26 protein-coding genes are annotated in these 22,167 nt (G+C 28.9%); all 26 read right to left on the bottom strand.

Going from position 1 to position 22,167, the window contains the following annotated elements; all coding sequences use genetic code 11:
* Positions 1 to 55: 55 nt before the first annotated feature.
* The 26 genes from KQI42_RS06080 to KQI42_RS05955 all read right to left on the bottom strand — a co-directional run bounded on the left by KQI42_RS06080 (position 56) and on the right by KQI42_RS05955 (position 22,167).
* Positions 56 to 871 (bottom strand): phospho-N-acetylmuramoyl-pentapeptide-transferase, encoded by an 816-nt coding sequence (locus KQI42_RS06080; RefSeq protein WP_216517810.1) that lies wholly within the window; start codon positions 869 to 871, stop codon positions 56 to 58.
* Positions 872 to 875: 4 nt separating this feature from the next.
* Positions 876 to 1,556 carry a glycosyltransferase family 2 protein gene (locus KQI42_RS06075; protein ID WP_216517808.1) on the bottom strand — a complete coding sequence of 227 codons (681 nt, stop codon included), beginning with the start codon at positions 1,554 to 1,556 and terminating at the stop codon, positions 876 to 878.
* Positions 1,557 to 1,572: 16 nt separating this feature from the next.
* Positions 1,573 to 2,451, bottom strand: a complete 879-nt coding sequence (locus tag KQI42_RS06070) for a copper transporter (protein ID WP_216517806.1) — start codon at positions 2,449 to 2,451, stop codon at positions 1,573 to 1,575.
* A 12-nt stretch (positions 2,452 to 2,463) separates the two neighbouring features.
* Entirely contained in the window at positions 2,464 to 3,585 is a 1,122-nt protein-coding gene (steA, locus tag KQI42_RS06065) for a putative cytokinetic ring protein SteA (protein ID WP_216517804.1), read from the bottom strand.
* A 139-nt stretch (positions 3,586 to 3,724) separates the two neighbouring features.
* On the bottom strand, positions 3,725 to 4,534 hold the full coding sequence (spo0A, locus tag KQI42_RS06060) for a sporulation transcription factor Spo0A (protein ID WP_246566184.1): 810 nt from the start codon (positions 4,532 to 4,534) through the stop codon (positions 3,725 to 3,727).
* Between the two features lie 132 nt (positions 4,535 to 4,666).
* Positions 4,667 to 5,944: a SpoIVB peptidase gene (gene spoIVB, locus KQI42_RS06055; protein ID WP_216517802.1), complete on the bottom strand. Its 1,278-nt coding sequence runs from the start codon at positions 5,942 to 5,944 to the stop codon at positions 4,667 to 4,669.
* A gap of 173 nt (positions 5,945 to 6,117) precedes the next feature.
* On the bottom strand, positions 6,118 to 7,818 hold the full coding sequence (gene recN / locus KQI42_RS06050; protein WP_216517800.1) for a DNA repair protein RecN: 1,701 nt from the start codon (positions 7,816 to 7,818) through the stop codon (positions 6,118 to 6,120).
* 27 nt (positions 7,819 to 7,845) lie between these two features.
* Positions 7,846 to 8,652, bottom strand: a complete 807-nt coding sequence (locus KQI42_RS06045; RefSeq protein ID WP_216517798.1) for a TlyA family RNA methyltransferase — start codon at positions 8,650 to 8,652, stop codon at positions 7,846 to 7,848.
* 15 nt (positions 8,653 to 8,667) lie between these two features.
* Complete coding sequence (locus tag KQI42_RS06040) at positions 8,668 to 9,273, bottom strand: hypothetical protein (RefSeq protein WP_216517796.1); 606 nt, start codon at positions 9,271 to 9,273, stop codon at positions 8,668 to 8,670.
* A 740-nt stretch (positions 9,274 to 10,013) separates the two neighbouring features.
* Positions 10,014 to 10,883 (bottom strand): polyprenyl synthetase family protein, encoded by an 870-nt coding sequence (locus tag KQI42_RS06035; RefSeq protein ID WP_216517795.1) that lies wholly within the window; start codon positions 10,881 to 10,883, stop codon positions 10,014 to 10,016.
* 3 nt (positions 10,884 to 10,886) lie between these two features.
* Positions 10,887 to 11,120: an exodeoxyribonuclease VII small subunit gene (gene xseB, locus KQI42_RS06030; RefSeq protein WP_216517793.1), complete on the bottom strand. Its 234-nt coding sequence runs from the start codon at positions 11,118 to 11,120 to the stop codon at positions 10,887 to 10,889.
* Positions 11,121 to 12,332 (bottom strand): exodeoxyribonuclease VII large subunit, encoded by a 1,212-nt coding sequence (gene xseA, locus KQI42_RS06025; RefSeq protein ID WP_216517790.1) that lies wholly within the window; start codon positions 12,330 to 12,332, stop codon positions 11,121 to 11,123.
* Positions 12,333 to 12,380: 48 nt separating this feature from the next.
* Complete coding sequence (locus KQI42_RS06020; RefSeq protein WP_216517788.1) at positions 12,381 to 13,349, bottom strand: tRNA (adenosine(37)-N6)-threonylcarbamoyltransferase complex transferase subunit TsaD; 969 nt, start codon at positions 13,347 to 13,349, stop codon at positions 12,381 to 12,383.
* Positions 13,346 to 13,753 carry a transcription antitermination factor NusB gene (gene nusB / locus KQI42_RS06015; protein ID WP_216517786.1) on the bottom strand — a complete coding sequence of 136 codons (408 nt, stop codon included), beginning with the start codon at positions 13,751 to 13,753 and terminating at the stop codon, positions 13,346 to 13,348. The genes KQI42_RS06020 and nusB overlap by 4 nt, the downstream gene beginning before the upstream one ends.
* A 43-nt stretch (positions 13,754 to 13,796) precedes the next feature.
* The gene (locus KQI42_RS06010) at positions 13,797 to 14,033 is read right to left on the bottom strand and encodes a DUF2273 domain-containing protein (protein WP_343231651.1); all 237 of its coding nucleotides are present in this window, start codon (positions 14,031 to 14,033) and stop codon (positions 13,797 to 13,799) included.
* Positions 14,034 to 14,051: 18 nt separating this feature from the next.
* Positions 14,052 to 14,600: an alkaline shock response membrane anchor protein AmaP gene (amaP, locus tag KQI42_RS06005; RefSeq protein WP_216517785.1), complete on the bottom strand. Its 549-nt coding sequence runs from the start codon at positions 14,598 to 14,600 to the stop codon at positions 14,052 to 14,054.
* Positions 14,601 to 14,662: 62 nt separating this feature from the next.
* On the bottom strand, positions 14,663 to 15,058 hold the full coding sequence (locus tag KQI42_RS06000) for an Asp23/Gls24 family envelope stress response protein (protein ID WP_216517784.1): 396 nt from the start codon (positions 15,056 to 15,058) through the stop codon (positions 14,663 to 14,665).
* Positions 15,059 to 15,130: 72 nt separating this feature from the next.
* Positions 15,131 to 15,820 (bottom strand): SpoIIIAH-like family protein, encoded by a 690-nt coding sequence (locus KQI42_RS05995; RefSeq protein ID WP_216517782.1) that lies wholly within the window; start codon positions 15,818 to 15,820, stop codon positions 15,131 to 15,133.
* 13 nt (positions 15,821 to 15,833) lie between these two features.
* Positions 15,834 to 16,418, bottom strand: a complete 585-nt coding sequence (locus KQI42_RS05990; protein ID WP_216517780.1) for a sporulation stage III protein AG — start codon at positions 16,416 to 16,418, stop codon at positions 15,834 to 15,836.
* A 10-nt stretch (positions 16,419 to 16,428) separates the two neighbouring features.
* Positions 16,429 to 17,055: a stage III sporulation protein AF gene (spoIIIAF, locus tag KQI42_RS05985; protein ID WP_216517778.1), complete on the bottom strand. Its 627-nt coding sequence runs from the start codon at positions 17,053 to 17,055 to the stop codon at positions 16,429 to 16,431.
* 8 nt (positions 17,056 to 17,063) lie between these two features.
* Positions 17,064 to 18,230 (bottom strand): stage III sporulation protein AE, encoded by a 1,167-nt coding sequence (gene spoIIIAE, locus KQI42_RS05980; protein ID WP_216517777.1) that lies wholly within the window; start codon positions 18,228 to 18,230, stop codon positions 17,064 to 17,066.
* Positions 18,231 to 18,241: 11 nt separating this feature from the next.
* Positions 18,242 to 18,628: a stage III sporulation protein AD gene (gene spoIIIAD, locus KQI42_RS05975; protein WP_216517775.1), complete on the bottom strand. Its 387-nt coding sequence runs from the start codon at positions 18,626 to 18,628 to the stop codon at positions 18,242 to 18,244.
* Positions 18,629 to 18,642: 14 nt separating this feature from the next.
* Complete coding sequence (gene spoIIIAC / locus KQI42_RS05970; protein WP_216517773.1) at positions 18,643 to 18,840, bottom strand: stage III sporulation protein AC; 198 nt, start codon at positions 18,838 to 18,840, stop codon at positions 18,643 to 18,645.
* Between the two features lie 13 nt (positions 18,841 to 18,853).
* The gene (locus KQI42_RS05965) at positions 18,854 to 19,378 is read right to left on the bottom strand and encodes a stage III sporulation protein AB (RefSeq protein ID WP_216517771.1); all 525 of its coding nucleotides are present in this window, start codon (positions 19,376 to 19,378) and stop codon (positions 18,854 to 18,856) included.
* A 14-nt stretch (positions 19,379 to 19,392) separates the two neighbouring features.
* Positions 19,393 to 20,373 (bottom strand): stage III sporulation protein AA, encoded by a 981-nt coding sequence (gene spoIIIAA / locus KQI42_RS05960; protein WP_216517769.1) that lies wholly within the window; start codon positions 20,371 to 20,373, stop codon positions 19,393 to 19,395.
* A gap of 390 nt (positions 20,374 to 20,763) precedes the next feature.
* On the bottom strand, positions 20,764 to 22,167 hold the full coding sequence (locus tag KQI42_RS05955; RefSeq protein ID WP_216517767.1) for an aldehyde dehydrogenase family protein: 1,404 nt from the start codon (positions 22,165 to 22,167) through the stop codon (positions 20,764 to 20,766).

The raw sequence follows: 22,167 nt of genomic DNA, 5'->3' as shown, positions 1-22,167 counted from the left end.
TCATTTGTTATGGATACAACTTTTCCTTTTTTATAACTAAACAGAAAATCATCCCCTATCTTCCTATACTATCTATATATTTTAAAATTGGATTTTTATCTATAACCTTAGAAAAAGAAATTTTTTCAGCTAAAATATGAATACCTATCAATAAAAACAAGATTATTAACTTCCCTATAAAGCTATAAGTCACAGCACATACAATTCCTAGAGTAAGACCAATAATGTTAGATCCTACATCACCCATCATAGCTTTAGCTTTAAAATCTAAAGACATATACGGTAAAATTAAACCATATAGTGAATAAATAATATAATTATAATTTTTGTTTATATTAGTAAAAACAAAAATTAAAGATATAATTATAAAAACTTTTATAGCTCTTCCAGGGCGTAAATCAAATAAGTTAATTAAATTTGTGAACAGTGCAATAACAAAAGTATTTACCAATATCTCCCAAATATCTTTAGATATTAAAATACTAATATATAAAGATATAAAAAAACCAATTCCAGCCTTAATTGCACCAGTAGTCAAAGTGCCTTTAAAGAAAGACTTTATATGCCCTTTTAGTCCTTTAACTTTTTTATCACCTATTAAATCATCTAATAAACCTACTAATCCCATAAAAATATAACTATATAAATATAAATCTGTTATATTTCCAGTTAAATTAAACCCAATTCTAATTAAGTTAATAGTAATAGACTGTACAAAAACGAACAGTAAACCTAAAGACATAGGTATTTTTTCACCTTTATAATTTTCGCATAAAGTATTGCTATTTATTAACATTTTGTTAATCATAGGCAATCCAATATAAGATAAGATTAAACTTATAAAAAAACTAAACATATTAATGTATATCATAAGCTCACCTTCTAAAATACATAATAATTAAGGTTTTAAGTATATCCCAAAATTGTTTCCCTCTATGAATAAAACCTTTTAAATTTCTTTGGCTATATCTATGTTTCATAGTAACTGGTACTTCCAGAATAGAAAATCCATTATTAAAAGTTTGAATAGTCATCGCTACCTCAATTCCGTATCTATCAGGTATATAGTCCATCTTTTCTACAACTTCTCTTTTATAAACTCTTTGACCTGATAAAGAAGTATTTATTTCTTTTTTTGTATAAAAATAAACACCTTTTTTAGCAAGTCTTTTAACCAATCCAAATCCACCTTTAATAGACGCTGATGAAAATTTCGCTATAGTAACATCTGTTTTCCCTTCAAGAACAGGCAATATTAAAGATTCTACTTGTATACTCGTATCTCCTACATCTCCATCAACAAAAGCAATATAATCATAATCTAAAGTGTCTATTGCTCTTTTCATTCCATAACCTTTTCCATGGTTCTTGCCTAAATCTATAACAGTAACATTAAGATTATTTACTACATTCATAGTATTATCCGTTGATCCATCATTTACTACAACAATTTCATCTATTAATTGGATTTTTTTTAAATTATCTATGGTTTTTTCGATTATATCTCCTTCATTATAAGCGGGAATAACACATACAAGCTTTCCCTTTTTATCCATATTATCTCTCCTTAAGTTATTCTACTGCAAGATTTTCTAAATTAGATATAACCTTCTCAGCAGAAGGTTTTATTCCATAATGACCTGGTCTATTATCCATAGCTAAAATTACTGCTACTTTTCCTATTATTGTGTCAGTATTGTCTACTGTTGGAATTCTAAAAGCTTTATATGATTCAATATATGAATAATTTACAGTAGATTTTTCAACACCTATAACTGGTATGTTCAAGGCTTTAACTGTATTAATAATTGTTTTATCTACTTTATTAATTCTATTAGGATTGCCATCTAAACTACCACCACAGATTATTACATAATCTATAGGCTCATTATATTCCCCTACTGCATATATTAAACCTTCTTCTTTCAACTTTTCTACTAATGGATATTCTTCTCCTTTGACTATAGACTCAGTAATGCTATTAATAGCTTTTGTAACAAGATCACCATTAACATTTTCCTCTAGACTAGCAAAAATATCATTAAGTTTTAAAGTATCGGTTATATTCTTATTTAAGGTAGTAACATTTACTACCTTTGCTCCTGCATTTTCTAACTCTTTACCAATTGATGAATAGACATAATCAGGGTTAGTCTCAATGATAGCTATATTTAAATCTTCTAATTTATTCTTAATAATTTCTTCATAAGTAGATTTTATAAATATATCTTTGATATCATTTTCATCTTTTAACTCCGCTACATTTACTTTAAGACTTTGATTCTCACTTCTTAAATCTTCAAATTTTTGTTCCAATTTAGTTGCCAGATCCTCTTTTTGTTCAATAATTAAATTTTGTGCATCCATGGCTAACCCAATATAGATGCCAATTCCAAGAGCTGCAAAAATTGAAACAATAGAAATAACATAAAATCTCATACTTGGCAGCAATAAAATCACCTCTTATAATCCAAACAATAGTTTAAATCTAATTTTAAGCAATACCAAAAAACTTTTAGTAACTGGATGTATTAAAGTTAATATAATAATAGGAATAAGAGCTCCAATTATAATAGAAGCTAAATGCTTAGCCTTAACAGGACTATGATATAGTTTGTTTACTCCTTTAGCGTCAACTAATTTATCTCCTACTTTAAGCCTAGCTAAGAACGTACTAGACATTCCACTTCTACCTTTCTCTAAAAAATCAATCATGTTAGTATGTGTTCCAACAGCTACTATCAAATCTGCATGGTTAGCATAAGCTAATAATAAAGCTATATCTTCACTAGTTCCAGGTGAAGGATAAATTACTGGTTCTATTCCTAGATTCCTTACCCTATCTAATCCAGGAGCTCTACCATCAGCATAAGCATGGACAATAACTTCTTTTGCTTTTAGCAAACAATTATCAGAAACACTATCCATATCTCCAATAATAATATGAGGTGTATAACCAAAATCTAATAATGCATCGGCACCTCCGTCTACTCCAATTAAGACAGGTTTAACTTCATCTATATAAGACTTAATAGTCTCCAAATCTCTTTTATAATCTTTTCCCCTAACTACTATTAATGCATGTTTTTGATTAATAGTAGTCTTAATTTTAGGGATTGGAATTTTTCCAGTTACTAGTCCTTTCTCTTTTTTTGCATAATCTAAAGTGTTTTCAATAAACTTATCTAATTCTTTTTCTATATTATCATAACCTATGTTTAATAATTCTTCAATCTTTGCTTCATCTAGATAATGACAGATTGCAGCATCTTTTCCCTCATAAACAATTTTATCTTCTATAATTTCAATAGTATCGCCCTCTTTAAAATCATCAAAAATAGAAGGCTCCTTTACTTCAAAAATTGGAATATTTTTTTCCAGAAGAATTAAGGGACCTTGATTTGGATATCTGCCACTTATTGTTTTCTCTGTATTAATCACACATCTAACCTTCTTTTCTGACAGTGATAGTGCAGCTATTTCATCCAAGTCTTTATGAGAAATTAAAGCAATATCTCCTGGCTGCAATCTACTAGTCAAATTTTTTGTTTTTTTATCTTTTTTTACAATACCTTTAATGTACATGCGAACCCTCCAAATTATATCTCTTACCATTATTGCCCAATGTTATTAATATCATAATAGTAGGATAAATATATTATATCACATTAAATATATAACATGAAAAACATCCTTCACTTAATTTTGAAGGATGTTTTTCATGTTATATGCTACTTTCCATTATTTCCTGCTCCAATCTTAATTTATCTGCTACCATTGCGATAAATTCACTATTAGTAGGTTTCCCCTTATCTGTATGAACAGTATATCCAAAGATCTTATTAATAGTATCCACTTTGCCTCTACTCCAAGCTACTTCAATAGCATGTCTAATTGCTCTCTCAACTCTACTAGGAGTAGTATTAAACTTTTTAGCTATATTAGGATATAATTCCTTGGTTACTGCCCCAAGTAATTCCATGTCATCAATTACCATAGAAATAGCTTCTCTTAAATATAAATAACCCTTAATGTGAGCAGGTACTCCAATTTCATGGATAACATTAGTAATTTTAGCCTCTAAACTTTTTTCTGTATTACTATGAGCTTTAGGCATAGGTATAGTTACATATTCCTTTCTTCTTTCCACTTCTTTTTCTGTGCCAGATACTTGTTTAAGCCTTTTAATAAACACATTAAAGTCAAAAGGTTTAACTACATAGTAATCTGCACCTAATTCTATTGCTCTTTGTGTAATCTTATCTTGTCCAACAGCAGATAAAATAATTACTTTTGGAAAATAATCTATCTCATTGTCATGGAGACGTTCTAAAACACCTAGTCCATCTAAGTGTGGCATTATTATATCCAATATTAAAACATCAGGCTTCTCTTTATCTATTATATCTAAAGCCTCTATTCCATCCTTAGCAATTCCAATAACATGAAATTCTTCGTGAAGTGCAAGAAATTGTTTTAAAATTTCACAAAATTCTCGGTTATCATCTGCAATTAAAACTTTAGTCTTTTCCAAAATGATTACCCCCCTATATTTGTAAAAAATATGTAATTAAACTATTCGACAAATAAATGAAATGTCCTTCTTTAATTCTCATATTTTTTCTTTTTAAAAAAGATAAGCCCATAAGGCCTATCTTTTTAATTATTAAAAATCCGCTTGCTCCAACATCCATTCTATAAATATTCCATAACCTTTTGTAGGGTCGTTAACAAAAACATGAGTAATAGCTCCAACTAATTTTCCATCTTGTATGATAGGACTACCACTCATTCCTTGAACTATACCACCAGTTTTTTGAAGTAATTTTTTATCAGTTACTTTTATTACCATACTTTTTTGGTCAGCATTCTGTTGAGGTTGTATTTTTACAATTTGGATTTCAAATTTTTCAACTTTATTATCATCAATCGTAGCTAATATATGCGCTTTTCCTTCTTTTACTTCCTCTTTAAATCCTATAGGTATGGATTTTAACTTAGATGATTTAGTAAAACTATCTTTTATTTTACCATATATTCCATATATGCTGTTTTTTGTAATATCTCCTAATATATTATCAGTTTCATAGAATACTCCTCTTATTTCTCCAGGAGTTCCTCTTTTTCCTTGTTCAATATTAGATATTTTGGCATTCATTATTTTTCCTTTTTCTACACTTAGCAAGTTTCCAGTATCCATATCAGTTATACCATGACCAAGGGCACCGAATACCTTAGTTTCTTCATCATAAAAAGTTAATGTTCCAATACCAGCAGTTTTATCTCTTACCCATATTCCTAATCTGTAACAGTTATCTTGTATACTTTGAATAGGAGTTACATCTGTTATAAACTCTGCTCTATTTCTTTCAATAACTATTTTTACTTTTTTTCCCTCTGTATTATTCAAAAGTTCAACCACATGCTCCGCATCTTTTACTTTTATTCCATTTATTTCAACAATGCTATCTCCCACTTTTAAACCAGCTTCTTTAGCAGGATTACATCTTCTTCCATCAATGCCAATCACATCAGTAACTGCAACTACTAAAACACCTTTTGTATTCAATTTTACTCCTATTGCATTGCCTCCTGGTACTAACATTGGTCTATCTATTACATTAACATTTACACTTTTTATTGGTATTAATCCAAGAAATTTTAACTGAAATGTGGCTTCTCCTTCATCTATTCCATTTAAGCTATAAGATTTTTTAAAACCATGATTTTCATGTTGGCTATAAGTGGTTTGCACTATATTTTCTTCATCTTGTATTGAAGATAAGGAGAAAGGGAATAATATATCTAGATTCTTATTTTCTCCTTTAATAACTTTTATTTTTGCCGGATTATATATAAAGTTTTTCGTTTGTACAGTGGAAACTAAACCGACTATTATTAAAACTATTATTAGAACTTTTTTCCTAAATTTTATTTTATCCAAGTACAATCACTCTCCTAATTTTGCCTTTGTCACACTCACCTCCAAAAAGTATTGTGCAAATATAATTTAGCCTTTTTGATAACTAATTATTCTCTGTAAAAAATATTTAAAATGTAAAGTAAATATTTCTTTTCCAATAAATAAAAAGCACTTTAAAAAATTTTCAAAGTGCTTTAATTAATCTGCTTTATTTTTTTTGACATTTCTATCATTTCTTCAGCATGCTTAATAGTTGTATCTGTCAAATCTACTCCACCCAATAATCTAGCCATTTCTTTTACTCTGTCTTCTTTTGATAACTTTACGATATTAGTTCTGGTTTTTTCTCCAATAATATCTTTAGTAATAGCAAAATGACTATCAGCTAAAGCAGCAATCTGTGGTAAATGAGAAATACAAATAATTTGATGGTTTATAGATATACTGCTAATTTTTTCTCCAACAATTTGAGCCGTCCTTCCACTAATGCCAGTATCTATTTCATCGAATATTAAAGTGGGAATTTGGTCATAATAAGCTAGAATACTTTTAAAAGCTAACATTATTCTGGACATTTCTCCGCCAGATACAATTCTTGATAAAGGTTTTAATTCTTCGCCAGGGTTTGTAGAAATTAGAAATTCTATTTTGTCAAACCCATTTTCAGAAAAATATTGATTTTTTTCAAAATTCACTTTAAAAAATACTTTTTCCATATTTAATATTTTTAATTCCTCTGTAACCCTTTCTTCAAGAATTTGACTTATGTATTTCCTTTTATTAGAAAGATTAAAAGATAAGTCTGTAAGTACTTTCTCTAAGCCCTCAATATTTTTATTTACAATCTCAATTTCCTTTTCATTATTTAATAATTCTTCTAAACGACAATAAATACTCTCCCTGTATTCTAATATTTCTGCAATTGTATTACCATATTTTTTCTTTAATTTATTTACTGTATTAAGTCTTTCATATAAATAGTCTAATCTTTCATCATCAACATTAATATTATCTAAATAGTGTCTTAAATCTTTGTTTAAATCCTGTAGTTCATATCTTATATTTTCTAAAACATTTCCAAAGCTTATTAAATATTCATCATATCTCTTCAAGTTATGTATTATAGATATATTTCTATTAATTAAATCCATAATACTTTTATTTTCATAATCTGAATTATTAATAACTTCTATAATCTCACTAATACCAAAACTTATTTCTTTAATATTAGAAAGTTTTCTATATTCATTATCTATTTCTTCTTCATCTTCATTTGTTAAATTAGCATTATCTATTTCTTCTAATTGATATCTTAAAAGATCTATTTCTCGATCTCTTTCAATGCTATTCATAGACAAATCTTTTAATTTTTTTTTCTCTTTCATCAAAGAATTAAGTTTTATTTCAATATCTTTTTTCAGAATTTCAAACTCAGTATCCCCAAAAGAATCTATCAACTTTATATGATTGGCTGTATCTAACAAAGACTGATGTTCATGTTGCCCATGTATATCAACTAAATAAGTAGTAATACTGTTTAACATACTGAGAGTTACAGTTCTACCATTTATTCTAGAAATACTAGGGCTATTAGAGTATACTTCTCTAGAAATAATAAGAAGATTATCAGCAGCTAAATCAATACCATACTCATCCAATAATGGCTTGATTCGACTTGAATCTTCTAAATAGAATACTCCTTCTAAAACTGCTTTTTGACAACCAGTCCTCACTAATTCTTTACTACTCCTACCTCCAAGGATAATTCCTATAGCTTCAATAATTATAGATTTACCAGACCCTGTTTCTCCAGTTAAAACATTAAGTCCTTTTGTAAAATTAACTTTTAAATTCTCTATAATTGCAAAATTACTTATATTTAACCCAACAAGCATATTATAACCCCCAAGTTAATTGAGTATTTAAATTTTGCCAAGAGTATTATGTGCCTCCTCAATTATTTCTAATATAGTGTCATTCTGAACATTATTAATTTCATTATTTTTTAAATGAATTAAAAATTCAATATTTCCTGTAGTACCCGTTATAGGAGAGTAGGTTAAATTTAAAGGCCCTAACCCTAAATTTTCACAAAACTCAACTACATTTTTTATTACTTCATAATGAGTATTTTTATCTCTAACAATACCTTTTTTCCCAACTTTCTCCCTACCTGCCTCAAACTGCGGCTTTATTAAAGCAATAATTTCTCCATCTTTTTGTAAAAGATTTTTAGCTATGGGTAAAACCAATTTTAAGGATATAAAAGATACATCAATAGAAACAAAGTCAATTGGTTCTTTAATGTCTCCTCTTGTAACATTTCTAATATTGGTTCGCTCCATTACTACAACTCGATTATCAGTCCTTAGTTTCCAATCCAATTGCCCATATCCTACATCTACAGCAAACACCTTTGTAGCCCCATTTCTAAGCATACAATCTGTAAATCCCCCTGTTGAAGCTCCAATATCCATAGCTATTTTATCTTTTAAAACAATATGAAAAACTTCTATAGCTTTCTCTAACTTTAATCCTCCACGGCTAACAAATATATTAGGATTGTCCCTTATTATTAATTCACTGTCCTCTTCCAATTTCTCTCCAGGTTTATCTATCCTTTTATCACCTATAAAAACAGATCCTTCCATTATGACTCGTCTTCCCTTTTCCCTAGATTCAACCAATCCTTTTTCAAACAATAATATATCTGCTCTCTTTTTTACCATACCATCTCTCCTATATTATTTATTAACTTTATTTTGTTTCTTTTTATTAGGGAAAATGTCTATACCAAAATTCTTTTCAATAAAATTAAATACTCTAGCTATCTGAAATATAATCTTTTCATAATTCAACATAGCTATAGATTTTCCAAAGGCTTTTCCACCAACAGTAAAAGAGGCTATTAATGAAGTTATAATAATACTTAAAATAGTCCCATTTTGAAAGTTATAAGTATTTATCAATTTATAGATTAGAGTAGTACCTACAGCTCCACTAATTATTCCACTAATATCGCCAATTACATCATTACAAAAATTTGATACCTGTCCTGCATTCCTCACTAATTTTATTGCATATTTAGCCTCTTCTACCTTATTCGCTGCCATAGCATGGAAAGGCTTTTCTTCAGAAGCAGTAACTGCAATTCCAATAATATCAAATATAATTCCAACAAAAATAATTAGTATCAATATTATAAATGCCATCAAAATGTCTAAATTTTCCACTAAATTTTCTGTAATAACACTAAAAACTATGGCCATAATAAAGGTCCATAGGCTTATTAATGAAACCCATCTTAAATTATATTTTTCGGAAAAACTTTCTTCTTCCTTCTTTCCCATTTACTTATATTACCTCCAAATAGAATATTATAATGTATTTTAAAATAATTTACCCTAAAACATCTTACTTTTTTATATTATAAAAGCTGATAGCTTATAAGCTATCAGCTCATTGAGTGGCAGTAAATTGAGTAAATCTTACGGCTTTAGGTCCAGCAGGATTTCCCTGATAGAAACTGTTTGTCGCCATAACAGCGGTTTCCCTTTCATTCTATCACTACCTTGTCGCCAAAAGTAGAACTGGATTGCCACTTAGTCCGCACTGTAATCCTCAAATTACCTCAATTAATGAACAGTCTAGGAGTTTTCCTCTACAACCAGTCTATTCCTTAGCCTCTTTTGCAAAACATGTTTCGATAACAAAACTTCTCTTATTTCGGGCCCTTACACAAGAAAAGTTGAACTTATCATCCGCATGTTTCACTCAAGGCAGGCTACTCTGCAATTGGTATCCAATACCTTGCAGGTTTATCATATAATACTTTTACTACATTAGTATTATACGTCTCCACGAAAGTAGGGTCAACGCCTGCATGCCATTGCAGATCGCCCCATCTTTCTTACTCCCAGCAACAGCCCACGACTGGGCGTCGCAAGCCGAAACAAGGAACTTCATCGATATGCCCTTCGACGGATTTTTAGCCCCGCCCTCGGGAATAGTTGTGCTGACTAGAATACTGTACCACTCCAAGCTAAGCTAATTATAACATAAAATTTTACTTATTTCAATTATATCACTTTTATTTTTTACGGCTAACTAACGCTTCTGTCAATGATTTAAAGAAACTAGTATCTCTATCTTCTAATTCATTTAGAATAGCTATAGCTTTATTGCTTAATACACTTATTTCCTGTTCTGCTTTTTCTTTATCATAATAGGCCAAATAAGTTAATTTGTTTATTTCACTATCATGTTCCATATCTAATATATCATCTCTAATTTGATATGCTAAACCTAAATAAAAACCATATTCTCTCATTATTTCTACTTCGGTTTTACTAGCATTTCCCACAATAGCACCAGAAACAAGAGCACTCTGTATTAAAGCAGCTGTCTTAGTTTTATACATAAATAATAGTTTATCTTTGTCCATAGTCTCATAATTAGACAATAAATCTACTACTTGACCGCCAATCATTCCATATATCCCAGAATACTTACTGATTTCATGAATGGCTTTCAAATATTTATCATAATCTTCTATTTTTTTAGAATCATTAACTGCATAATCCAACATAATTTCAAAAGCTAAATTTAGTAATCCATCACCAGAAAGAATTGCCATAGCCTCACCAAATATTTTATGATTTGTAGGTTTACCCCTCCTAAAATCATCATTATCCATCGATGGTAAATCATCATGGATTAAAGAATAAGTATGGATCATCTCAATTGCTAAGGCAAAAGGTATGGCAGCTTTAAAATCACTTGTAAACATTTCGCAGCTTTTAAGAGCCATTATGGGTCTTAATCTTTTACCGCCAGTAAACAAACTATAATTAATAGATTCAAAAATCCTTTCTTGATACCCGGTTTTACACTTCAATACTTTTTCTAATTCTAAATCAATTATCTTTCCAACTCTTTCTAACTCATCTTTAAAGATCATAGACTAATCCTCCATTTGGAAATCTACCTCTGATAAACTTCCTTCATCATCCTTTAGTAATATTTTTATTTCACCCTCAGCTTTATTTAATAGTTGAAGACAATATTTGTATAACTCTGTACCCTCTTTAAATTTCTCCAAGGATTTATCAAGGGTAAGGCTATCTCCTTCAAGTTCTTCTAGTATATTTTCAAGCTGTAATATGGCTTTTTCATAAGATAAATTATTCAAATCCACCTAATCCCCTCCTTTTTCAATATTAACAACTTTAGCTTTAATAATACCATCTTTAATCAAAATCTTTAATTCTTCATTTAAGTTTACTTCTTTAATAGACTTAATTAAATTTCCTTTTCCATCAGTTAAAACACCATAGCCCCTATCTAAAGAGGAGTTAGGGTTTAATAGTATTAGTTTCTGATTAAAAGCAGCTAATTTATTCTCTTCATCATTGATTTTTCTTTCTATTATATAACTTAGGTCTTTAAATAATCCATCTAATTCCTGTTTCTTATCTCTTAATTGGTTTATTGGATTATAATAAATTAAACTTGTATTTAAATATTTTAATTGGGAGTCCCAGCTTTTTTTCCACTGATAATATATTTTTAAAAGCCTATTATATTTACTATTTAACACATCTAATAAAAAACTTTGTTCAGGTACTGCTAATTCTGCTGCAGCAGAAGGAGTTGCTGCCCTTAAATCTGCTACAAAATCTGCTATAGTAAAATCCGTCTCATGACCAATAGCAGATATAACTGGAGTTTTCAAATTATATATTGTTCTTGCAACTTCCTCATCATTAAAAGCATAAAGTTCTTCAATAGACCCTCCTCCTCTGCCAGTAATTATAAGATCAATGTCTTCTCTACTATCTAAATATGCCAGACCCCTGCATATCTCTGTAGGAGCCTGAGATCCTTGAACTAATGTGGGATAAATTAAAAGCTCACAAGAGGAAAAGCGTCTTTTAATTATAGTTATAATATCTCTTATGGCTGCTCCCGTTGAAGAAGTTACAATTCCTATTTTATTTGGCATAAAAGGTATCTCTTTTTTGTTATCTTTATGAAATAATCCTTCCAACTCCAATTTTCTCTTTAATTCTTCAAAAGCTTTATATAAATCTCCAACTCCACTTTCTTCAATTGTTCTTACATAAAGCTGATAATCTCCTTCTTTTTCATAAATAGATATGTATCCTGTAACTACTACCTTCATTCCATCTTTCAATTTAAAATTAATCAGTTCATTATCTCCCTTAAACATCACGCATCTTATTTTTCCCTTATGGTCTTTCAAAGAAAAATACATATGACCACTGTAATGATGTTTAAAGTTAGAAATTTCTCCCTCTACACTAATATTAGATAAAATTAAATCACTCAAAAACACTCTTTTTATATAACTATTTACTTCACTAACCTTTAGAGGCTTTATGCTCATATAACCCCTCCACAATGTTCCATTTTTTATAACAAATAAGAATTTAATTTAAAATGCTTCAATAGAAATTTTTTTTATTTTACCTAAATATGCTACTCCTACCCCATTATCCGTACATAAGTTTTTAGGAGGAAAAATAGTCTCAATACCTTTTTTATCAAGTTTAGATGAAATACAATTTCTTATGTAAGAGTTTGAAGAAACTCCACCAGTAATAAGTATTCTCTCTACCCTTAAATGATCTAAACTATTTATAATTAGGTTTTCGACAATAATAGATATAGTGTGAAAAATCGTTAGAATAATATCTTCTATAGGATATTTATCTATTTTTATTAAATTTACAAAGTAATTTTCTAATCCAGATATATTAACCCAAGTAAGATCTTTAATACTCATAGGTACTCTAATATCTATAATATTACCTTCTTTAGATAATTGATCTAATTTTTTACCACAAGGAAATCTATATCCTAAATAAACTCCTATTCTATCAATCAATTGACCTATACTAATATCTAGAGAACCACCTATTAAATCGATTCTAAGATTATCTTCTTTATTTTCAACTAATAGTAGTTCCGTAGTACCTCCAGAAATATGAAAACTTAAGAACTTTTCACCAATCTTAAATTTGTTTCCTAGCATTCCTGCTGCTATATGACCTTCTTGATGACTAAATTCTTTATATTCAGTATTTAAAGCCTGAGAAAGTATAAGAGCCTGTCCTTTTCCAACTACAAAAACAGGCATATAAGATTTAGAAATATTTCTAGGTTTTGTACTAACAGAAATAGTATTTATTTCTGTTACATCTATATCTTTAAATAATTCTTTTCCTAAAATAGGAAAATTATTTATATGTTGAAAAACTGCATCTTGTTGCCTTAGCCCTTTTTGGTTCTCTTTGACTTCAAGAGTCTTTCGTAAATCCTTAATTATGTTATTATCTTCATCTATAAGGCTAATAGACGTAGTATATGCACTTGTGTCTATACCTAAATAATATTTCTTCATTTTATATCTCTGGATCTGACAAATCCACCTAAGACTCCATTAATGAATTTAAAAGATTCTTCTGTACTATATTTTTTAACAATTTCTATTGCTTCATTTATAGATACCTCTATAGGAATATCCTTTCTATAAAGAATTTCATATATAGCTATACGTAATACTGCTAAATCTACTTTAGCCAACCTATTTATACTCCATCCTTGCAAATGGGATATCATATTATTATCAATTTCTTCTAAATTATTTTTTATAGTTAATACTGCATCTTCTATATATTCTTTTTCACTTTCATCATATAAAAAGTTTTGAAAGAAAACTCTCATATTGTCATCAGAATAATCTTCATTTACCTCCATTTGATATAATAACTTCATAGTACCTTCTCTCGCTTGTTTTCTTCCCATTATTTATCCTCCTTAAAGAATTATATCTTTATTATATCCCATATTAATTGATTCTACCTGGAGGAAGTATTCTTTCTAATAATTCTTTTAAATTTATTTTATTATCAGACTTGCTTCCTAAAACATATCCTAAACTAGTGCATATAACAATAAACAAGGTTTTAAAAAAACCAATAGTAAGAACTAATATGGCAATTAGAAATCCGAGGAAAGATCCTAAAAATTTTCCTCTATTGTTATTTACAGATTGTAATAAATCAATTAACATTTGTTTAATCACAACAAACACCTCTATCTTTTATTTTACCACTCTAACAGGTGCAGCTACATTATGTACCTCTACTTTTACTTCATTAACACCTGCACCAGTACAAGCCTCTACATGATCTTTTACTTTTTCTTGTAGCTCTTTAGAAATTTCAGGAATATTAACTTCTGATGAAACTTCACCTTTCATAGAGATGTAAATTTGACCTTCTACTAGATCAACTTTAGTTTTAATATTTCTTATTCCAGTAAATCTATCTGCTATACTTTTTGCCAATCCTACTATTGTATCAGAAGTAATTATAACTTCTCCATGATCATTTCTCATTACCAAAAAAGAACCTGTAGGATTTTCTTTTTTTCCTTTAATTCCAGAAAATAAAAAACGAATACTTACTATAAAAAAAGCAAGTCCAATTATAGAATATAAATAATTATTCTTCATTCCTCTAACTACATTAAGAGCATCGCTTATCGAGAAGATCCCCTTGATATCAAAGGGAATTACAATAATTACTAGAGATACTACTGCTAAACATAAAGAATAAACAGCTAATATTAACCTATCAATTATTTTCATTTGTATATCATCCTCCTAAAAGTATTTAAAATTACCCCCTGAATTATCAGAGGGTAAATATACTATTTTACTCTTGGTTCTAATTCAACCTTTGACTCTTTAGGAATATTAACACCTTGGATGTTAACATTAACTTCTACTACATTAAGTCCAGTCATAGTTTCAACAGTAGTTTTTACATTTTGTTGTACTTCCTGACCAACTTCAGAAATTTTTGAACCATATTCTACTATAATAAATATGTCAATAGCAGCCTCTTTATCACCTACTTCTACTTTGACTCCTTTAGAAAGGTTCTTCATGCCAAGCATTTCAGTAATGCCACCAGTAATACCTCCACTCATTCCAGCAACACCACTTACCTCAGTAGCAGCTAATCCTGCAATTATGGCAACAACCTCGTTGGCAATTTTAACAGTACCATATTCAATCTTATCATCATTTAAGTGTTCATCCATCATAGACACCTCCAAGTATCTAAAAGTTCTTAAGGTTATTATACCAAAGGTATATGCCATTTACAAACATTTCTAATTCTTTTTCATAATTTTAATATCATTGGCATCTATACTAGTTTCACTTTTAACTATATCTAAAATTTTTACAACATCTTGCTCCGAGAGATTTTCAGAAGATACTACAACTTTTACATCTTTATCTGTTAAAAATACCAATACATCATCAAAACCTTTAGCCTTAATAAGCCCTTCAACCTGAAGCTCTTTTTCAGAAATGTTTCCTATTTTAATTATTTCCTTTTGAGCTTCGGTTCTCATTTCATCATTAGTATTATTGTTATTAACAATATTATTTAGCCTATCAACAAGTCCTGCCCTAAGTTTATCTCTAGATAGTCTATATTCTATAAAATAATTTTTAGCCTTTAGGCTATTCTCTTTACTTATGGTCTCATTGATCATTTCATTGGTACCATTTATTACTTCTTCTACATTATTATTGTCTTCACTTAGAGACTCTTCCACATTATCATTATTGACAGAATCAATGATTTCTATATCATCTTCTCCCTCTGATAAAGTTTCTACAAACCCTTCATCTTTACTTAAATTGTTTTTTACCATTTCTAACTCTTCATGTTTTTGATAATCGTTAGAAGACTTTAAAAGTGCTTGTTGTGTAAGCTGGTGATTTATATATCCCGTAAAAACTAATAATACAACTAACAACCCAATAATTGCTGGTCTTTTAATTTTAAACATTATTATACCCCCTTTATTTACTTGAATATATCTCTACTTTACTTCCTGAAATTCCTAACACGGTTTTAACAGCTTCATAAAGCTTTTCCTTAACTTCAGCATCATCAGCTCCTTCCGCTACAACTATTACCCCTTTAACAGTAGGCTTTATTTCCTTGACAACTAACAAGGAACCATCATTACCTTTAGTCACAATTTGAACTGTCATGTCCTCCCTAACAACTTCCCTAGTACCACCTTGAGAGTCAACTTCATTTGTATTTTCAGAAGTTTTAGTTGTATTAGTTGCTGCTATTTTTTCTGTACTATCCTCTAATGTGACCATTACATTAACCTTCCCTACACCCTTTAATTGACTTAATATATTAATCAGCTTTTTTTCTAAGATATTGCTATAATCTGATTCAGTTCCACTAACATGATTAATTGATTTCTCAGTTTCAGTATAAGGTGTGTCCTCTTTTTTGGTGTCAAGGAATATATTGGCTACAATTAAAAGTATGATTGATACTAGTAATATTATGAATAAATTATTAATAAACTTTTTATTATTTATTTCCTCAAAGTATTTCTTGATCTTTTGAATAATTTGATTCATCCTATTCATCCTATTCACCTTCCCCTTCAGTTTTTATAAAAACTAAAATGTTTTCTTTTTCTAAATTGTATTTTTGTGATATTAACTCTTTTATTTCTTCATCATTATCGGATTTCTTATAATCTTTTTTATGAACTGACTTTTCACCTATAATAATTGGCTTTACTTCTTTAATTACTATCTTATTTTTATCTTCTATAGTTTCCTGCTTTTCTTCTATAACTAGTTCTAATAAGGCAATGTTTCCATAATCATCTTCATCTGTATTAATATCTATATTCATCTCTGATATTTTAAAAGTTGTATTTACTTCCACTAACTCAATTATTTCTCTTCTTATTTTCTCTTCATATAGCATAGCAACTTGTTTTTCTTGATTTAATAGAAATTCTTTATCTTCATTTATGGCTATATCCTGCTGTGATATTTGATTAAAAACTGCCTTATCTAAATTTAAATCTATATTAAAAAGCTTTATAAAAGGATTTATAATTGTAAATATAATCAATAAACCAACTATCATATTAATATACTTTTTCATGTTTCCATTAGGTAGCACCAACTCAACAATAGATATAAAAATAAACATAATAACTATATCTATTATCCAAGTTCTAATAAAATCAACTATAACCATATTATCACCTACCTTAGCATTAACGCAGCATTACCTGCTTCAACAATTATAGTAATCGTTATAAAAAACATAGTAGCGGTAGATAATACACTTACTAAAATTAAGAGTAGAGATTTACTAACTTGACTAAAGCATTCAACAATATTAGAGCTTGCAACTGGTTGGATTACTGCTGCAATCAGTTTATATACAAATAGTAATACTACTATTTTAATTATTGGTGCTATACATATAAAAAATAAAGTTAACAATCCTACAGCTCCAATGCCATTTTTAAGTATGGCAGAACATCCTACCACGGTCTCAACAGCATCTGATAGAAAGCTCCCTATAATAGGTATAAATTTATCCACAGCAAATTTTGCAGTTCTTATGGTTATGCCATCAATTTTAGAAGTAATTCCATACATTGTTATTATTCCTATAAAGATTGTCAAAGAAGCACTTATGGCAAAAGTTATTACTTGTCTACTTAGTTCTGATAATTTATTAAATTCCAATCGTTGTGATAAGTTGCTTATCATACCTATAATAAAGGAAAAAAATATTAATGGAAAAATCAAGTCTTTAATCAAAGCTCCAATAATATTTACTGTAGCTATTACAATAGGATGAAACAATAGTTTAGTATTTGGACCTCCAGTAGCCGTTAACAAAGTTAATAAAATTGGAAGAATAATTTGCATAAAGTTAACCATTCTTTCTGTTGTTTGCTTTCCTAAACTTATTACTTGAGAATAGCTATTAATAACCAACATAATTATTAATATATATGTAACATAATTAGCTATTTGAGCTATAGACTCATTATCAAAAGTATTTTGAAGATTTGTAAGTAAGGAGGATATTAGAGTAATAATTAGTATCTTTGATATTAACGATAAGTTATTTATTATTTCATTAAAAAATAATAGACTGACTCCTCTTCCAATGCTTTTGCCATCTAAAGATACTTTTCCCTTTATTAATGAACCTAAAAAATCTTTTACATCTATTTTAGGCAATATTTCATTAGTGTTTATAATATCTTGAAGTAACTCTTCCAATTCCGAAATATTTAAGGATTCCATTTGCTGATCTATAATAGATTCAGATAAATTTTCTTCATCAGCAATACAGCTATTTGAAAATAAAATAATAATAATTATTAAAATTAATATACAGGTCTTTTTCATAATATCCACCTTTAAGGAAGTATTTTAACTATTAAATCCATTAAAGCTAGAAGAATTGGTATAGCAAGTACCATAATGATTACCTTCCCACCTAACTCTATTTTTATGGCAATAGAATCTTCACCTGCATCCCTTGATATTTGAGCTCCAAATTCGGCTACATATGCTATACCAATAATTTTCAATATAGTAGAGAAATATGTGAAATCTATATTTGCTCTCCTAGATAACGTATTTAATGTTTCTATTACATAGCCTAATTTGCCAATAATCATAGAAAATATAATTAATCCTGTAACTAAACTTATATATATAGCAAACTCTGGCTTAGTATTTTTTAGTATAACAATAAGGACAGTTGAAACTATACCTATTCCTACAATTTGTAATATTTCCATAAGTTTGTGCTCCTTTAATACAATTTAAAAAGAACTCTAACATTATCAAAAAGCTTGCTTATTAAGTTAATCACCACTCCTAGTACTATTACTACTCCGACTAAAGTAGCTAAAAAGGCGTACTCTTCTTTTCCAGATTTAGCTAGTACAGTATGGAGTACTGCGGATAATATTCCTATTCCAGCAATTTTAAATATCAAATCTACATTCATGTTTTTCTCTCCCTTATATTAAAATGATTACAATGGCAAGACCCGTTAAAACCCCTAAGTTCCTAAACATCTTCTCATTTTTATCTTTTTCAATCTTAGCTTCTCTTGTTAGTTCTCTCATTTGATTTAATATAATAACAAAATTTTTTTGCTGGTCTTGTCTATCAGAAGAACCTAATACTCTACCTAAAGATATAAAGTTTTCTATATCTTCATCTTTTAATTGGAGTTTAGTAGCTAGTACATCTTTAATGGATATAAAACTATCTAATACTTCCCCTCTTTTATTGCTAATTAAATCTTCTCTTATATATTCAAATATAAAGGAGATTTTTTTATTTCCCTTAAGATATACATTATATAGTGCTTCTGGCAATGGTGTAGCTCCATAAACTATTTCTGTTTCTAACATTTTTATACACTGTTCTAAATAAATTAAATGGTTTACTCTATCTGAATACTTTTTTCCGTATAAGAAGCCTAAAAAAGTACAAGAACAGATTATTATTATTGAAGAAACTATTTTTATTAAAGCCATTTGAATCCCTCTTTCTAGGATAAATATATAGGTGTAGACTTGCCTACATCTATGATTTCTTTTATAGTACCCACGCCTTTTGATCTATCTAGAAATATATATCTTTTAAAAATCTTCTCATTCAATAATTCCTTCATACTGCTTCTACTCATTATTTCGTCTAAGGTACTACCATGAACTGTAGCAATTAATTTTATTCCAGCTTTTAATGCTTCTTGAATAGCTTCTGCATCTCTCTTACCTCCAATTTCATCTACAACTATTATTTCTGGAGACATGGATCTAATTAACATCATTATGCCATCACTTTTTAAACATCCATCTAAAACATCTGTTCTAATTCCTATATCATTTTGAGGAATACCATTATATACTCCCGCAATTTCAGACCTTTCGTCAACAACACCTATCTTAAATCCTTTACCATTATCTAAGTAAATTCCATCACTTAAGTTTCTAACTATATCTCTTAACAAAGTGGTTTTACCACATTGTGGCGGTGATATAATTAATGTATTATGAATAGTAAATGGAGTATCTATTAGATATTTAATGATATGATTAGAAACTCCTATTTTTTCTCTTGCAATCCTAATATTTAGAGAAGAAATATTTCTTATGGTTTCAATACCATTATTTCCATAAATTACTTTTCCACCAATTCCAACTCTGTGTCCCCCTTTAATAGTAATAAATCCATTTTTTATCTCTTCTTCAAAGGCATATACAGAGTAATTACTAATTAATTGAAAGGTCTTATTTATATGACTTTTTTCAATCTTTATCCCCTCCTCTAGTTTAGTTGATAATTTTCCTTCTTTAGTAACAAAATAATCTTTTCCACCACTATATATGGTTAAGAAGCTTCCATTTCTAATCCTTATTTCCTCAACTTTTTCTTTATAGCTGGTGGGTATATTTAATAAGGGTCTATTAAGATCAATACAAATATTTTCCAATACAGTGTCATAAATATTTGCTCCTTTATTTTCCATAACCTGTCCCTCCTTTATATATTTGTATGAATCTATGACTAAAATATTCCTTAAAAAAATAAAAATAGCGTTTATGATACGTTAAAAAAGTTTGATGGTTAATACTTGCTTTTTAAAACATCACTTCTTGCTACTTTTAATGTATTTATTATTTTCTGCTATAACTATAGTAGCAAATCCTTTAATATTCTAATGTTTTCTTATTTTTCTCACTAACTTGTTTAACAACTTGAACTTTAAATTCTTTACTATACTTTTTTCTACACATAAAATACCCCTCCTAATAGAAATATTGATTAAATCTGCTAATCTATACGTCTATTAGAAGGGGTCTAGTCCACATGATAGTCTAATTAATTCTGTTAAATTTTTTGAGAATACTAGCCTCTATTATTTTATATGAAATCCACCTACAAGTACACATCTTCTTCTTCTTGCAAATGATTTAGGGGAAGTAAGCCCTTCTCCTGTTGGCCCTGCTATTGTAAAAGTGGAATATCCTTCTCCTCCTACTCCTATTCCAGCGTATGATGGACCATTCTTAACAAATATAGTTGTTTGAATTAATTTTGCCATTTTAGTAAGTTTTTCAACATTAGTTGAATGCATCATTGCAGTATGTCTATTTCCATGTTCTACTTCCACTGCAATATTTATAGCTTCATCTACATCGTTGGCCCTTACTATAGGTAGTATAGGCATCATTAATTCATGTTGTACTAATGGATGTTCTTTAGCTGTTTCAGCGATTATTACCTTTATATCTTTATCTGCCTCTATCCCTATTTTGTTCAATATATATATTGCACTTTTACCTACTAAATCCTTATTAGGTGCACCATTTTCATCAACTACAAGACTGGTTAACTTGTCCAATACATCTTTATCCTGTATTTCATAGGCTCCTGATTTTTTCATATTAAAAATTAAATAATCTGTAATACTATCTACTGATATTACTTCTTTTTCAGCTATACAAGGTAAATTGTTATCAAAGCTGCAACCATTGATTATATCTACTGCTGCTTTTTCTATATTAGCAGTTTCATCTACTACTACTGGAGGGTTTCCTGCCCCAGCTCCTATGGCCTTTTTACCTGTAGACATAGCTTTTTTTACTATTGCTGGTCCTCCTGTAGTCACTATCATATTTATCTTAGGATGACTCATTAAAATATTGGTATTCTCTATAGAAGGTTCTTCCACCATAACAACTAAATTTCTCGGAGCACCTTCTACTTTCAATGCCTTATTTATCATCTTTATAATATCAATACAAACTCTTTTAGATTTTGGATGCGGACTAAATACTACAGAATTTCCAGCTGCTAACATTCCTATAGAATTACTTATAATAGTTTCCGTAGGATTTGTTGTAGGTGTTATGGATCCAATTACTCCAAATGGAGACAGTTCAATTAAAGTAAGTCCATCATCACCAGCCATTGCTTCTGTTACTAAATCTTCAGTACCTGGTGTTTTTTCTGCCGCTAATTTATTTTTTATATATTTATGTTCATATTTTCCCATTCCAGTTTCTTCCACAGCAAGTCTGGATAAATATTCTAAATTTTCTTCTTTCAAGATAACTTCTCTAATAGCCTTTATATATCTTTCTCTATCTGAAATTGAACATCTTAAATATTCTTTTTGTGCTAAGTATGCAGCATCTATGGCCTCATCCATAGTACCAAAAATCCCATAATTATCAGATGTTCTTACTTGTTCTATACCATTAAATTCTTTCATAACTTTTCTTACAACTTCTTCTACTAAAGATACATCAATATTCAT

The sequence above is a fragment of the Tissierella simiarum genome (genome assembly GCF_018917865.1).
Classification (GTDB): Bacteria; Bacillota; Clostridia; order Tissierellales; family Tissierellaceae; genus Tissierella_C; species Tissierella_C simiarum.
The sequence above is the reverse complement of the archived record's forward strand: the minus strand, read 5'-3'. Positions and strand labels throughout refer to the sequence as shown.